At 55.4% G+C, this 13,267-nt stretch carries 14 protein-coding genes; 7 read left to right on the top strand and 7 right to left on the bottom strand.

The window, feature by feature from the left end; all coding sequences use genetic code 11:
- Window positions 1-23: 23 nt before the first annotated feature.
- Window positions 24-878 carry a transcriptional regulator HexR gene (hexR, locus tag ACU6TU_RS16445; RefSeq protein WP_447142443.1) on the bottom strand — a complete coding sequence of 285 codons (855 nt, stop codon included), beginning with the start codon at window positions 876-878 and terminating at the stop codon, window positions 24-26.
- A gap of 363 nt (window positions 879-1,241) precedes the next feature.
- Here hexR and ACU6TU_RS16440 point away from each other — a divergent pair, with 363 nt between their 5' ends.
- Window positions 1,242-1,448 carry a PA3496 family putative envelope integrity protein gene (locus ACU6TU_RS16440; RefSeq protein WP_447142442.1) on the top strand — a complete coding sequence of 69 codons (207 nt, stop codon included), beginning with the start codon at window positions 1,242-1,244 and terminating at the stop codon, window positions 1,446-1,448.
- Between the two features lie 105 nt (window positions 1,449-1,553).
- Here the strand turns inward: ACU6TU_RS16440 and ACU6TU_RS16435 are convergent, their stop codons facing one another.
- Entirely contained in the window at window positions 1,554-2,897 is a 1,344-nt protein-coding gene (locus tag ACU6TU_RS16435; RefSeq protein WP_447142441.1) for a sodium-dependent transporter, read from the bottom strand.
- Between the two features lie 216 nt (window positions 2,898-3,113).
- On the bottom strand, window positions 3,114-3,968 hold the full coding sequence (locus ACU6TU_RS16430) for a DUF72 domain-containing protein (RefSeq protein WP_447142440.1): 855 nt from the start codon (window positions 3,966-3,968) through the stop codon (window positions 3,114-3,116).
- Window positions 3,969-4,120: 152 nt separating this feature from the next.
- On the opposite strand from ACU6TU_RS16430, the gene ACU6TU_RS16425 reads away from it, so the two are divergent.
- Complete coding sequence (locus ACU6TU_RS16425; RefSeq protein WP_447144283.1) at window positions 4,121-4,504, top strand: fluoride efflux transporter FluC; 384 nt, start codon at window positions 4,121-4,123, stop codon at window positions 4,502-4,504.
- A complete protein-coding gene (locus ACU6TU_RS16420) occupies window positions 4,501-4,902 on the top strand; it encodes a fluoride efflux transporter FluC (RefSeq protein WP_447142439.1) in 402 nt (133 codons plus the stop codon). The genes ACU6TU_RS16425 and ACU6TU_RS16420 overlap by 4 nt, the downstream gene beginning before the upstream one ends.
- A 41-nt stretch (window positions 4,903-4,943) precedes the next feature.
- Here ACU6TU_RS16420 and ACU6TU_RS16415 read toward each other — a convergent pair whose 3' ends face one another.
- Genes ACU6TU_RS16415 through hemC form a run of 4 tightly spaced genes read right to left on the bottom strand, consistent with a single transcriptional unit; the run spans window position 4,944 to window position 9,346 of the window.
- Entirely contained in the window at window positions 4,944-6,206 is a 1,263-nt protein-coding gene (locus tag ACU6TU_RS16415) for a heme biosynthesis HemY N-terminal domain-containing protein (RefSeq protein ID WP_447142438.1), read from the bottom strand.
- Window positions 6,203-7,612 (bottom strand): uroporphyrinogen-III C-methyltransferase, encoded by a 1,410-nt coding sequence (locus tag ACU6TU_RS16410; RefSeq protein WP_447142437.1) that lies wholly within the window; start codon window positions 7,610-7,612, stop codon window positions 6,203-6,205. The genes ACU6TU_RS16415 and ACU6TU_RS16410 overlap by 4 nt, the downstream gene beginning before the upstream one ends.
- 16 nt (window positions 7,613-7,628) lie before the next feature.
- Window positions 7,629-8,408 carry a uroporphyrinogen-III synthase gene (locus ACU6TU_RS16405; protein ID WP_447142436.1) on the bottom strand — a complete coding sequence of 260 codons (780 nt, stop codon included), beginning with the start codon at window positions 8,406-8,408 and terminating at the stop codon, window positions 7,629-7,631.
- Window positions 8,405-9,346 (bottom strand): hydroxymethylbilane synthase, encoded by a 942-nt coding sequence (hemC, locus tag ACU6TU_RS16400; protein ID WP_447142435.1) that lies wholly within the window; start codon window positions 9,344-9,346, stop codon window positions 8,405-8,407. Before hemC ends, ACU6TU_RS16405 begins: the two co-directional genes overlap by 4 nt.
- Window positions 9,347-9,515: 169 nt before the next feature.
- Here hemC and argH point away from each other — a divergent pair, with 169 nt between their 5' ends.
- Genes argH through dapF form a run of 4 tightly spaced genes read left to right on the top strand, consistent with a single transcriptional unit; the run spans window position 9,516 to window position 13,238 of the window.
- Window positions 9,516-10,919, top strand: a complete 1,404-nt coding sequence (argH, locus tag ACU6TU_RS16395) for an argininosuccinate lyase (RefSeq protein WP_447142434.1) — start codon at window positions 9,516-9,518, stop codon at window positions 10,917-10,919.
- Complete coding sequence (gene lptM / locus ACU6TU_RS16390; protein ID WP_447142433.1) at window positions 10,916-11,128, top strand: LPS translocon maturation chaperone LptM; 213 nt, start codon at window positions 10,916-10,918, stop codon at window positions 11,126-11,128. The genes argH and lptM overlap by 4 nt, the downstream gene beginning before the upstream one ends.
- Complete coding sequence (gene lysA, locus ACU6TU_RS16385) at window positions 11,128-12,405, top strand: diaminopimelate decarboxylase (RefSeq protein WP_447142432.1); 1,278 nt, start codon at window positions 11,128-11,130, stop codon at window positions 12,403-12,405. The genes lptM and lysA overlap by 1 nt, the downstream gene beginning before the upstream one ends.
- Entirely contained in the window at window positions 12,405-13,238 is an 834-nt protein-coding gene (gene dapF / locus ACU6TU_RS16380; RefSeq protein ID WP_447142431.1) for a diaminopimelate epimerase, read from the top strand. The genes lysA and dapF overlap by 1 nt, the downstream gene beginning before the upstream one ends.
- The last annotated feature ends 29 nt before the right edge of the window (window positions 13,239-13,267 follow it).

Genomic DNA, 13,267 nt, shown 5'->3' with positions numbered 1-13,267 from the left:
CTGTGTCAGCCGCATTGATGTGCTTATGGGTCTTCAGAGAAGCGCAGCGGGTTCAAGCTCTTTTTCACCGCCTTGAGCTGTTCGGCAAGCCGCGGGCCACGGGTCTTGGCAACGCCCACCGCCAGCACGTCCACCAGCACCAGATGGGCAATGCGTGAACTCATTGGCGTATAGATTTCGGTATCTTCATGCACATCGATATACAGCGGCAAGGAGACCTCTTTGGAAAGCGGGGAGTCACTCGGGCACAGGCCGATTACCGTTGCACCGGCTTCGCGGGCCAGGCGCACGCTGGCCACCAATGCTTTGGTGCGGCCGGTCTGAGAGATGGCAACGACCACATCGCCTTCTTTGAGCGTCACGGCCGACATGTTTTGCATGTGCGGGTCCGCGTAGGCAGAAGTGGAAATCTGCAGGCGAAAGAACTTGTGTTGGGCATCAAAGGCCACGGCACCGGACGCACCAAAGCCGTAAAACTCGACGCGGTTGGCCATTGCCAAGGCATTTACCGCACGGCCTAACGCATCATTATCGAGGCGGTCACGCACCGAAAGCAGGGTGCCCACCGTGGAATCGAAAATACTGTGGGAAAACTCTGCCACTGAATCGCTATCGCTCATGGAGAACTGAGCAAACTGGCTACCCGTGGCCAGCATTTGGGCCAGCTGCAGCTTGAAATCCTGAAAACCATTGCAACCGAGTGCCCGGCAAAAGCGGACCACGGTAGGTTCACTGACTTTTGCTTCCGTCGCCAGGTCGACGATGCGCATATGAATGACTTCGTCAGGATTACGCAGCACAAAGCGCGCCACTTTCTGTTCGGAGCGGCGGAAGTGCTCCATACGGCGTCTCATTTCATCGAACAGGGCGCGGCTCACATTCAGCTCCTTTGGTGGTTAACAATTGTATCTTCGGCAACGTTTGTCTTGGGTTTTTAAAATGCGAATGATATTTCGCTATCTTAGAACGCTTGTAGACGCGATATTTTTTGACAGCAATAAGGCATTAAAAGAGCGTCAGTATGACTGATTTCAGGTCCAAAAAGGCGACTTTACCCTGCATGGGTTAGGCGTCGTTTAATCAACGTTAGTCAGTTTTTGCTGAAAGCTTCATCATTTTGTCAACTAGGTTATAGTAATAATTGAAGTGCCGCACTGCATCATGCTGTAGGCGTCATGGATAGTAACTGGCGTGGCAGGTGCAGGTGGACGTAGGCATTTCCACCTGGAGGAACGTCGATTATGCGAAACATCGAACGAGTCACCTCGGTCAAGAGCGAATTGCTCGATATTTTCATGAGTATGGAAGTGAGTGAACACGCAGAAAGGCGGCGTGCGTCTGCTCAGCGTAGCCTGCGTGCCCGGCGTGGCATAGAGCTGCATCGCGAATTTCAGCAACTCACTCAGGAAATCTCAGACTTGCCGGAAAACGAGCCGGAACTGCACTGAGACTCACCCGCTGCGAAGAAGTAGGAGAGTGAGTAAGCGAGTGATCCTACCAACAAAAACGCCCTGCCATTTGGCAGGGCGCAGAGAGGTATTCGCCTCAGCTGATCAGATAAAACCAGCGATAAACACCAGGACAACACCAATCGGTGCGACATAGCGCGCCACGATATTCCAGATGCTGATGCCCGTTGAGGAAAGCGCCAGTTCTTCTTCAACACTTTGGCGCTTCAGGCACCAGGCGACGAAGACAACAGCGCCCAGGCCTGTTAGCGGCAGCAGGATCTTGGCGGTAAAGGTATCAAGCAGGTCGAAAATATTCAGCCCGAAGAACAGTACGTCCGACCAGAGGTTGAATGACAGCAGTGCCGCTACCCCGAGTAACCAGACCGCCAGGCCGCTGATGATTGTCGCGGTCAGGCGTGGCAGTGAAGTGCGCTCTTCAAGCATTTCCACTGTGGGTTCCAGCAGGGAAATGGCGGATGTCAGTGCGGCAAATGTCAGCAGCAGGAAGAACATCAGCCCCAGTACGACACCGCCTGTCATGTTGCCAAAGGCAATCGGCAGCGTGACAAAGATCAACCCTGGGCCTTCGCCCGCGCTCAAGCCGTTAGCAAAGACGATCGGGAAAATCGCCAGCCCCGCCAGCAAGGCAATTGAGGTGTCAATCAGAATAACCGTGCGTGCCGTGCTCAATAAGTTGACGTCTTCACCGAGATAAGAGCCATAAGCCATCATGATGCCCATGCCTAGCGACAGGGTGAAAAATGCCTGGCCCATGGCCGCCAATACGACGCCACCGTCCAGAGCGCTCCAGTCCGGGCTGAACATGAAGGACAGGGTTTCACCAAAATAACCGGTGGTCATGCCGTAGCCAACAAGAATCAGCATCAGGATGACCAGCGCTGGCATCATTGAACGCACCGCGCTTTCAATGCCTTTGGTCACACCGCGTGCGACGATGCCGATGACCAGAAGCATGAAGATGCTATGCCAAAACAGTAGCATCCCGGGACTGGCCAACATGTTACTGAAGATGGCGCTGATGCTGTCAGCATCCTGACCGCTAAAGGTGCCGGTTACCGAGCTCAGCGTGTAATTAAGTGACCAACCGCCAATCACGCTATAAAACGATAGAATCAAGAAGCCCGCTAATACACCACTGAACCCGACGAGTGCCCAGGATTTTGATACACCGCTTTGTTTCGCCAGTTGGACCATACTATCGATAGGGTTTTGTTGGCCGCGTCGACCGATCATCCACTCTGAGAGGAGAATGGGCACACCCACGAGGGCGACACATGCCAGATAGACCAGTACGAACGCAGCCCCACCGCTTTCGCCGACAAGATAGGAAAAACGCCAGATATTGCCCAAGCCAACTGCAGAGCCTGCAGCCGCTAGCACAAAGGTCATCTTGGATGACCATTGCGCGTGCGCAAGTTTCGCCATACATCACCTGTTTAGTTGTTAGTTTACGCTTAGCTGTTAGTTACGTTTCGTTGTTAGTTAACATTTCGTTGCTAGCTTAAAGCGCTACGCTGAATGCTGAACATCTTGTCGGGAAATGTCGACAGCGACCGTCGAATAATCATTATTTCCCGATCATAACGGGCAATTTATCCGATCAACGCCGTGTATGCCAGTGATCCGGCCTAAAAAGAGTGTCTAGAAAAGAGAAGCTTGCTTTTCGTCTGCAAAAGCAGGCAGAGGGGGAAGCGCCGTCTGTGTTGCTAATTGTTGATAGAGGTCGCGCGCCAGGCTTGGAACGTGGCGATTATCCGCAGTATGCACAAATAAGAAAGGGGTTTTCCCCTGATTTATCCACAGGCTAAGCTGTTTTTTCCATGCGCTGAAATAATGTGTATTTATTGTCTTGTCAAGATGCCCAATAAAGCGTATGACCGGCTGATCTGCCGTGGAAAGCACGTGTAGTGGGAGTTTGGGCTTTTCCTGCTGGGCATGAGCGAGGCTTGGGTCATCCTTCGCGGAGGTGGAGAAAAGTGGACGAACATCCAGCATAACGCGGTTGACAGAAAAAGTTATCAACAATTGGTTGAGGCTCCGTTCCGCCAGGCCCTTGTGGAAAAATTCCGGGTGACGGACTTCCACTGCACAGGGTAAATGGGTTGGCCAAATGTTAAGTAGCGCTTCGAGGCGAGGAAGTTCCTGTGGGCCAAAATCACGCGGGAGTTGAATCATGGTGGGGCCGAGACGGCTATGCAGTGGTGTCAGCGCATCCAGAAACGCCAGCGCAGCCTGGGGTTCTGTCAGGCGTTGTTCATGGGTGATGCTGGCCGGTAACTTGAAGCAGAAGCGAAAGGCTTCGGGTGCCTGGCGTGCCCAGGCATCTAACGTTGCAGCGGAAGGTGCACCGCTGTAAAACGTCGTGTTTCCTTCAACAGTGGAAAAAACCGCCGCATAGTCACTCAATAAATCTGACTTGGCATGTTGAGGATAGAGGCTGCCGCGCCAGTCATGATTGGCCCACATCGGCAGGCCCAGGTACAAAGGTAGCGTCATGGTGTGATCAATTCAGCCGTTAATAGCCGGCTACTATAGCATCGAGTGCATAGCATTGAGTGCCTGACGTGAAAGTGGATGTTGAGGTATCGTCGAGAGGTGTTGGTAAAGGTGCTGAGGTCTTGAATGAGGTTAGGGAGTAGTCAGTGAATATGACAGCGGTGATTGGCGTCATGCTGGGCGGTGCGCTGGGCGGCATGTTGCGGATGTGGGTCGGTAATAGAGTGACGCATTATCTGGGGGGGCGTTTTCCCTGGGGAACCCTGGTGATCAATCTGTCATCGGCACTGCTGCTGGGGGCGGCTTTTGGCGTTTGGAGCGTGCAGGGGAGCACGCCCGATACCCTTGGCTGGAGCATTCTCACCGCGGGTCTGTTAGGCGGATATTCCACGGTGTCATCGCTGAGCCTGCAGGTGTTAACCCTGTGGCAGCAACGCCGGATGTCTGCGGTTTGCTATCTTCTGGCCAGCGTGACAGGCGGGATTGTCCTGGTAGCCGCTGGCCATGCCGTGGTTCAGGCAATGGTGGCATCATGAGCGGAGTATTGATCTATGCCAGCGTAGGCATGGGAAGCGCACTGGGCGCGGGGTTGAGGTATGTGATTACGCTGGGTGCCCTGGCAGCATTTGGTCCCTTGTTTCCCTGGGCGACTCTGGGTGTGAATATCCTGGGTTCGGCGTTGATTGTCGGATTATCTTGCCATGCACAGAATGTTCCGCAGGGGCATTTTGCTCGTTGGCATGGGTTTTGGGTGACAGGATTGTGTGGCGGTTTTACCACGTTCTCGCTGTTTAGCCTGGAAGTGTGGTGGCTTTGGCACAATGGGATGCCTTGGCTGGCTGCCGCGTATCTGGGGGCCAGTGTTAGTGGTTGGTTACTGGCAGCAGGCTGGGTGCATCATGTAATGATGGCGCAAAGAAAACGGGTGCCATAAAGGCACCCGACGCTGATAGGCGAAAAACGTTAATTCGATTCTCAGGCAGATTTACTGTCCTGCTCTACAATCACTTTACCCTCACCCTCTGGTTGCTTGGGTTGGGGTAAGGAAGGTAATGATTTAGCAAGCATTTCTACGCTGTGGCGATAGTAGAGCTGGCTCTTGTCGTGCTCACCAAGGCTTGCAAACAAACGGGCAAGCTCAGCGCATACCACCCCGTTGGGGCGCTGGCGTTGGCTGGCTTCAAAATATTCCTGTGCTTTTTCCCATTTGCCAGTGCGTAGTGAAAGGCGACCGCAGGTTAACAGCAACTCGGAGTCATTAGGCCGTTCCTGCAGCCATTTTTCTGCTTTGGCTAACTGGCGTGCGGCATCCACGTTCAGTAGGCCATAGCGAGTGACAAGACGGGCATCCCAGTGATTGTCCAGTGAATGGTTCAGCAGACGCTCGGCAATGACTTCCTCATTAGCCTGAATCAGTGCTTCACAATACAGAACAATCAATTCGGTATTACCGCGTAGGTAATCCGGCATGTCTGCCCACAGGCTACGTACTTCCTCGATATCACTGGGGTTATGGACTTCGAAAAGAATGATCTCGCGGTAAGCGCGGTATTCCAGCTGTTCGCGCTCGGTCTGGGAAATCAGATTCTTCGCCGCCAGGCGAGGAACCAGGCGACGCAGGCCTTCCCAGTCATTAACGCTCAGATGCACCTGCTTGAGCAGCTTGAGCACCTGAGGATGATTGGCCATCTTCTTGTCGAGGCGATTAAGAATCGCAAGCGCCTCTTCAGGCTGCTGGCGATCAATCATCAACTGAGCCTGCATCAGACCAATGGCCGTATCGGCACCGTCGGTGGTGAGTTGCGCCTGGTTCAGGTGCTCCTGTGATTTGTCGTAATTACCCTGGTAATGAGCAGCGAGGGCAGCCGACAAATAGTTGACCAACGGCGTGCTGGAATCATCCGCGGCACGTACCAGTGTTTTCTCGGCTTTTTTCCACTGACCATCAGTGAGTGCCACTAGACCACGTACGGTGCGTTTCATGGCGCGGCGGTTGCGGCCACGGCTGTTCCAGGTGCGAAAGCGTCCGACAGGTCGAATCAGACCCGTCAGCAGGCGTAAGGCAAAGTGCAACACAACAAACGCGGCAAGCAGTAAGACGAGACCGAACCAGAAAGACGTTTGAATCGACGTATCACCGACGCGTATCAGCCAGTAACCAGGCACTGACATCATCAGGTGCCCAAAAAAGGCACCGACGGCCAGACCGGCGACAATGAGGAGAACGAGTTTTCTCATGCCTCACCTCCGCGCGACTCAAAGCGGTTCTCGATAAACTCCGCCAGCGCCTGCTGTGAGCGGCTGATGTCCGGCAGTTCAGGGGTGACATTGGTTTGCTTGATCTCTTCAAGACGCGCGATAACGCCCTGGGTTTCGCTACGTGACGTGTCGTAGTAGCGGTTCAGCAGACCGAGTGCCTTGTCGATGCTGGCTTCAAAGAGTTCCTGCTCTTCCTTGAGAACCGCCAGCTGAGACTGTTCCAGAATCAGGCGCAGGCTCTGGCGCAGGTAGGACTCCTGCTCGGGCGTGATGAGCGTTTCCATGGCTTCATCATGGTCGCGAACGACGACCAGATCCTTAAGCTCTGAACCGAAGCGAGCCAGCTGGCGCTGGAAGGTGCCGGTGGGCGGCTCTTCGATACTGGAAGCGACTGCCTGCTCTTCGACTTCCTGGGCGAGCCGCAGCGAGGCGATGCGTTCCTGTTGAGCGTTCAGGGCCAGATAGATACCCGTGCGGTCAACGCGCGGAACGGCATCCAGTGCGGCCAGTTCACTGGCAATTTCACGACGCACCGAGGTCAGTGCCGGGTTGTTGGCGCTGACCAGCACGTTATCCGCCGTGCGTAGAAGGGCAGCAGCACCTTCCACGTCACGCTCCAGCTGGAGGCGCTGATTGGCCAGGCGCAGCAAGTAAGCTGCTTCGGCATGCAGCCATTCGCGCTCGTCGGCATCCTGCTCCTGAGATAGCTGTGCAAGGACTTGGTCAAGCGTGCCATTCACATCAGAGCGGTAGGCCGAAAATGCTTCCTGCATCTGGCTTGTCGTATTTTCAAGCGCCTGATTACGCTGAGCTTCACCGCTTTCCAGACGCTCGTTAAGGGCGGCGATATCTTCCTGAGTGGCACTGTTGCCAACCTGCTGGGCAAGCTCATCCAGGTGTTGCTGTTGACTCTCCAGGCGCAGCCAGCCTTGCCAGGTGATTAATGCCAGGGCAACCGCCAGAACAAGCACCAGCACAATCGCGAAGACGCCGCTTTTACTGCCACCACCTTTATTGCTACCACCTTGAGCTGGGGCGGCTGTAGGCGGTGGCGTTTGACTGCCACCTGATGACGCCGGTGTGCTGGCCGTGCTGCTACTTTTTGCGCCATCACCCGATTTGCTGGTGTCAGGTTTGCTGATATCAGGTTTGCTGGTGTCAGACTTGTTAGCGTCGGAGGCGGTGTTTCCAGCTTTGCTGGCTTCTGCTTTACCCGTCGTCCTGGAGGAGGTGTTGCTTCCTCCTTTATGACCACGGCTGTTCCCGCGGCGCTGTTGGTTGTTGTCAGCCGCCGTCGTTGATGACGCCGTTTGCTGAGCGTCGTCATTCAAAGCATCGGCGGACGTCTTTTGTGCGTCGTCCTGATCGTTTGTTTGTTTGCTCATCTGTCGCTAGCCCTTGTTAAGTTCCTTGATCGACATCGGCACCCGGTGGATTGCAGGTGCGAGTCAACGCGGCTGTCAGTGCAGCCGGAGTTGCTCCTGTTGCCACCGTTGTGGCACGAAACCCTAATCCTGCCGCTAGTGTAGCCAAACGGTGACTGGAAACGATTAGCGGTTGGTTCAAGGCTGCCTGATTTACCCATCTTGCCAGATGTTGCAGCAATTCGCCGCTGGTAACGATCAACGCCAGATAATTTCCTGACGTCAGCCGCGCAATACCTGCGACATCCGGCGGACGGTAAATGCGTTGATAAACCGCCGCGCGGGTCACTCGAGCGCCGCGTTCACGCAGAGTATCGGCCAATAAATCACGCCCTCCTTTGCCTGCGACAATCAGTATCTTCTGTTGATCAACGCGCTGCAATGATGGCAGTGCAAGTAACGCCTCACTGGTGTCTTCATCATGTGCGGCTTCCGGCAGGTGAACCCGCACGCCGAGCTGCTGATATAAGACACTGGCGGTACCCCGTCCAACGCTGTAGTAATCAATGCCCACCGGCAGTTGTGGCCAATACCGATCGAGTGACTGTTCCAGGCACTCGGCAGCAAACGGGCTGATCACAATCACTTTCTGAAACTGATCAAAGTCCAGCCACAGCGAACGTAGCGCGGCATCTTCCGGCTCTGGCTGTAAGGTTAATACCTCCAGCGGCTCAACCGCGAACCCGTGATGGGTGAGCGTATTGGCGAGTTTTTCGCCACGCTCACCAGGACGAGTGATCAGCACAGGTGCCATCACGGTGCGCCGTAAACCTCAGCGAGAATATCGCCGGCACCCTGCTCCAGCAGTTCTTCGGCAACGCGCATGCCCAATGCTTCCGGTTCATGCATGGAGCCTTTACCGTCCGCACGCAGTACTTCGGTGCCTTCGGGGTTGCCAACCAGGCCACGTAACCAAAGGGTCTCAGTGGCTTTGTCGAGTATTGCATGACCGCCAATCGGCACCTGACAGCCACCTTCCAGACGGGTGTTCATGGCGCGTTCGGCGCGGACCCGCGTGGCGGTATCCGGGTCATCCAGAGGCGCCAGCAGTGAAATTAGCTCAGGGTCGTGAAGCCGGCACTCGATGCCCAGCGCCCCCTGGCCGCACGCAGGCAGGCAGATTTCCGGCGGCAGGGCCTGGGCAATGCGTGCTTCCAGACCCAGCCGCATAAGGCCGGAGGTGGCAAGGATGATGGCATCGAATTCACCGTTATCCAGCTTGCCCAAGCGAGTTTGAACGTTGCCGCGCAAATTGAGAATTTCCAGATCCGGACGCCGCTCTCTCAGTTGTAAACCCCGGCGCAGGCTTGCAGTGCCAACGCGTGCACCCTGCGGTAGCTCATCAACGTTCTGATAGTGATTGGAGACAAAGGCATCAGTGGGATCGGCACCGTCCAGAATGACCGACAGCCCAAGACCCTCGGGAAAATGCATGGGGACATCTTTCATCGAGTGAACGGCAATATCCGCGCGTCCATCCAGCATTGCTTCTTCCAACTCCTTGACGAACAAACCTTTTCCACCAATTTTGGATAGCGGTGTATCAAGGATCTTATCGCCTTTCGTAGAAAGCGCCACCAGCTCGACATCAAGGCCCGGGTTCGCCGCCATCAGGCGGTCACGTACATACTCAGCCTGCCACAGGGCCAACTGGCTTTTGCGTGTGGCGATACGTAGCTTGGTGATGGGTTGCACGTTATTCTCCCTTGCCGCCATAACGGCTTATAAAAACAATAATAGCGCTAATCATAAAGCACTCGAAAGCCAAGGAAAAATCCGGTTGTCAGACATGCCGCTGATCAAGGTGACTCTGGTACACTTTCCGGCAACGATTATTTCAATATTTACGCAGGGTATAGCTGTCATGAGCCAAACAACCAATCAATCCTGGGGCGGTCGCTTCAGTGAACCTACTGATGCCTTTGTCGAGCGTTTCACCGCCTCCGTCACGTTTGATCAGCGTCTTGCCCATCAGGATATTCGCGGCTCTATCGCCCATGCCACCATGCTGGCGCGAATCGGCGTTCTCACCGATGAAGAGCGTGATACCATCGTTGATGGGTTGCATGAAATTCAAACGGAAATTGATAACGGTGAGTTTGAATGGTCAGTGCCGCTGGAAGATGTGCACATGAACATTGAAGCGCGGCTGACTGACAAGATCGGCATTGTTGGCAAAAAGCTACACACCGGCCGCTCACGCAACGATCAGGTGGCCACGGATATTCGCCTTTTCATGCGCGATGCCGTCGATGTGATTGAAGTGGAGCTGATTCGTCTACGCGAAGGGTTGGTCGAGCTGGCGGATCGTGAAGCCGACACCATTATGCCGGGCTTTACTCACCTGCAAACCGCCCAGCCAGTGACGTTTGGTCACCATTTGCTGGCCTGGCAGGAAATGCTGGCGCGTGACCACGAGCGCCTGCTGGATTGCCGCAAACGCATTAATGTGTTGCCGCTTGGGGCGGCCGCGTTAGCAGGTACTACCTATCCCATTGATCGCCACATCACGGCAGAGCTTCTAGGTTTCACGCGCCCTGCGGAAAATTCGCTGGACGCGGTGTCGGATCGCGATTTTGCGATTGAATTCACCAGTGTCTCCAGCATTCTTTTAATGCACCTTTCACGCATGAGTGAAGAGTTGGTGCTGTGGACCAGTGCCCAGTTCGATTTTATCGATCTGCCGGATCGTTTCTGCACTGGCTCGTCCATTATGCCGCAGAAGAAAAACCCCGATGTGCCGGAGCTGGTGCGTGGCAAGACAGGTCGTGTGTATGGCCACCTGATCAGCCTGCTGACACTGATGAAATCCCAGCCGCTGGCATACAACAAGGACAACCAGGAAGACAAGGAACCTTTGTTCGATGCGGTGGATACGGTGCGCGACTGCCTGAAAGCGTTTGCTGATATGATCCCGGCCATTGAGCCTAAAAAGGCCACCATGTTTGAAGCAGCGCGCAAAGGCTTTTCCACGGCAACGGACCTGGCAGACTATCTGGTGCGCAAAGGGGTCGCGTTCCGTGATGCCCACGAAATTGTTGGCCAGTCGGTGGCGTACGGGCTTAAGGAAGAAAAAGATTTATCGGAAATGAGCCTGGAAGAACTGCAACAGTTTTCCTTGACGATTGAAGCGGATGTCTTTGAGGTGCTGACGCTGGAAGGCTCGGTTGCGGCACGTAACCACATTGGTGGCACCGCGCCGGACCAAGTGCGCGCGGCGGCACAGCGCGCCCGTGAAGCACTTCATACGCTCAAGGATGCCCTATGAAAACACGCTTCGTATCACTGCGCTTTTTATCACCGCGCTTTGCCGGTGTGTTGCTGACAGGTTTGCTGATAGCACTATCGCTGGCGGGATGTGGACAGAAAGGGCCACTGTATTTACCTGACGAGGATGTGTCTGAAACGGATGTGTCTGAAACAGATGTACCTGAAACAGATGTGCCCGATACGCCCGCCGCTGAGCAGGAGGAATAATGGATCATTTTAACTATCGCGATGGTGTGCTGTACGCTGAAGACGTGCCGTTGTCGCGGATTGCAGCCGAACACGGCACACCCTGCTACGTGTATTCCAAAGCCACGCTGGCACGTCATTTTCGCGCTTATACCGAAGCGCTGGGCAGCCATCCACATCTGATCTGCTATGCCGTCAAAGCCAATTCCAACCTGGCGGTGCTGGGGTTGCTGGCGAGGTTGGGCGCCGGATTTGATATTGTCTCGGTTGGCGAGCTTGAACGGGTGCTTAAAGCCGGTGGCGACCCCGCCAAAGTGGTATTTTCCGGTGTGGCCAAGCAGGCGGGCGAGATGGCCCGTGCGCTGGAAGTGGGTATCAAATGCTTTAATGTGGAATCTCGCCCTGAGCTTGAACGCTTGAACGCGGTGGCCGGTGAGCTTGGCAAAGTGGCGCCGGTATCCCTGCGCGTCAACCCGGACGTGGATGCAGGCACGCACCCCTATATTTCCACCGGTCTGAAAGACAACAAGTTCGGTATTCCGGTGGAAGATGCGTTCAGCGTGTATCAGCTGGCAGCCAGCCTGCCACATCTGAATGTCGTCGGTATGGACTGCCACATCGGCTCACAGCTGACCGAAACCGCGCCGTTTATGGACGCTCTTGAGCGCCTGCTCGTGTTGATGGACCGCCTGCGTGGGCAGGGTATCGAGCTTGAACACCTGGATCTTGGCGGCGGACTAGGCGTGCCTTACCGCGATGAAAAACCCCCGCAGCCGTTTGATTATGCCAGCCAGCTGTTGTCCCGCCTATCCCGCTGGAAAGGCGAAGAAAACCTCATGCTGCTGTTCGAGCCGGGACGTTCCATTGCGGCCAATGCGGGCGTGATGCTGACTCGCGTCGAGTTTCTCAAGCCAGGCGAAACCAAGAACTTTGCGATTGTCGATGCGGCGATGAATGACCTGATTCGCCCGTCGCTGTATCAGGCCTGGCAGGCAATCGTGCCGGTCGATACGCGTGAAGCCCGGGAAGCCGCGCTTTACGATGTGGTCGGTCCGGTCTGTGAGACCAGCGATTTTCTGGGTAAAGACCGTGAATTGGCGATTGCCCAGGGCGACCTTCTGGCCGTTAGGTCCGCGGGCGCCTATGGCTTTGTCATGGCCTCCAACTATAACAGCCGCCCGCGCCCGGCCGAGCTGATGGTAGATGGTGATGTCTGTCATGTGGTACGCACCCGCGAACGGCTGGAAAGCCTGTGGGCGGGTGAATCGCTATTGCCGGGTGGTATTGGAGAAGGCTGATGCTGTTACACTTCACGAAAATGCACGGCCTGGGCAATGATTTTGTCATGGTGGATCTGGTGACCCAACGGGCGCGCATGACCGCCGCACAGATCAGCCAGCTGGCAGATCGTCGCTTCGGTATTGGCTTCGATCAGTTATTGATCGTTGAACCGCCACGCGATCCCACCATGGATTTCCGTTACCGTATCTTCAATGCTGATGGCAGCGAAGTAGAAAACTGTGGCAACGGCGCACGCTGTTTTGCCCGTTTCGTGCGTGACCAGCGGCTGACCCATAAACGCGAGATTCATGTTGAAACCGCCGGCGGGCCACTGGTCCTTAAGGTTCAGCACGATGGTCTGGTGCGCGTTGACATGGGGCGTCCGCGGTTTACCCCTTCCGCCTTGCCGTTTGATGCGCCGGGGGATCAGCCACTGCACCCGTTGGAAGTAGGTGATGACACCCTATCCGTCAGCGTCGTATCCATGGGCAACCCGCATGCCGTGCTGCAGGTGGATGATGTGCAGGATGCCCCGGTGGAACGGCTCGGGCCTGCCATTGAGGCGCATCCACGTTTCCCCAGAAAAGTGAATGTGGGGTTTATGCAGGTGGTCTCACCTAACCGGATCCGTTTGCGTGTGTTTGAACGGGGGTGCGGGGAAACTCTGGCGTGTGGAACCGGCGCCTGTGCCGCCGTTGCCAGCGGGATTCGTCAAGGATTATTGAAAAGCCCGGTGACGGTAGAGCTATCGGGGGGAGAGCTGACCATTGAATGGCCTGATCCTGAAGCCGCATTGATCATGGTTGGGCCTGCTACCCGCGTATTTGATGGCCGTGTTGTATTGAACTGAGCTGCCCCGACGATGACAGAAATGGACTG

The organism is Halomonas sp. LS-001, assembly GCF_052983955.1.
The sequence above is the reverse complement of the archived record's forward strand: the minus strand, read 5'-3'. Positions and strand labels throughout refer to the sequence as shown.

What these genes read in the sequence shown, in the direction of transcription:
- lysA (WP_447142432.1), top strand. Translation starts at nt 11,128, where the DNA reads ATGGATCATTTTAACTATCGCGATGGTGTGCTGTACGCTGAAGACGTG.
- ACU6TU_RS16435 (WP_447142441.1), bottom strand. Translation starts at nt 2,897, where the DNA reads ATGGCGAAACTTGCGCACGCGCAATGGTCATCCAAGATGACCTTTGTG.
- ACU6TU_RS16420 (WP_447142439.1), top strand. Translation starts at nt 4,501, where the DNA reads ATGAGCGGAGTATTGATCTATGCCAGCGTAGGCATGGGAAGCGCACTG.
- dapF (WP_447142431.1), top strand. Translation starts at nt 12,405, where the DNA reads ATGCTGTTACACTTCACGAAAATGCACGGCCTGGGCAATGATTTTGTC.
- ACU6TU_RS16415 (WP_447142438.1), bottom strand. Translation starts at nt 6,206, where the DNA reads ATGAGAAAACTCGTTCTCCTCATTGTCGCCGGTCTGGCCGTCGGTGCC.
- argH (WP_447142434.1), top strand. Translation starts at nt 9,516, where the DNA reads ATGAGCCAAACAACCAATCAATCCTGGGGCGGTCGCTTCAGTGAACCT.
- ACU6TU_RS16430 (WP_447142440.1), bottom strand. Translation starts at nt 3,968, where the DNA reads ATGACGCTACCTTTGTACCTGGGCCTGCCGATGTGGGCCAATCATGAC.
- ACU6TU_RS16425 (WP_447144283.1), top strand. Translation starts at nt 4,121, where the DNA reads ATGACAGCGGTGATTGGCGTCATGCTGGGCGGTGCGCTGGGCGGCATG.
- ACU6TU_RS16410 (WP_447142437.1), bottom strand. Translation starts at nt 7,612, where the DNA reads ATGAGCAAACAAACAAACGATCAGGACGACGCACAAAAGACGTCCGCC.
- ACU6TU_RS16440 (WP_447142442.1), top strand. Translation starts at nt 1,242, where the DNA reads ATGCGAAACATCGAACGAGTCACCTCGGTCAAGAGCGAATTGCTCGAT.
- lptM (WP_447142433.1), top strand. Translation starts at nt 10,916, where the DNA reads ATGAAAACACGCTTCGTATCACTGCGCTTTTTATCACCGCGCTTTGCC.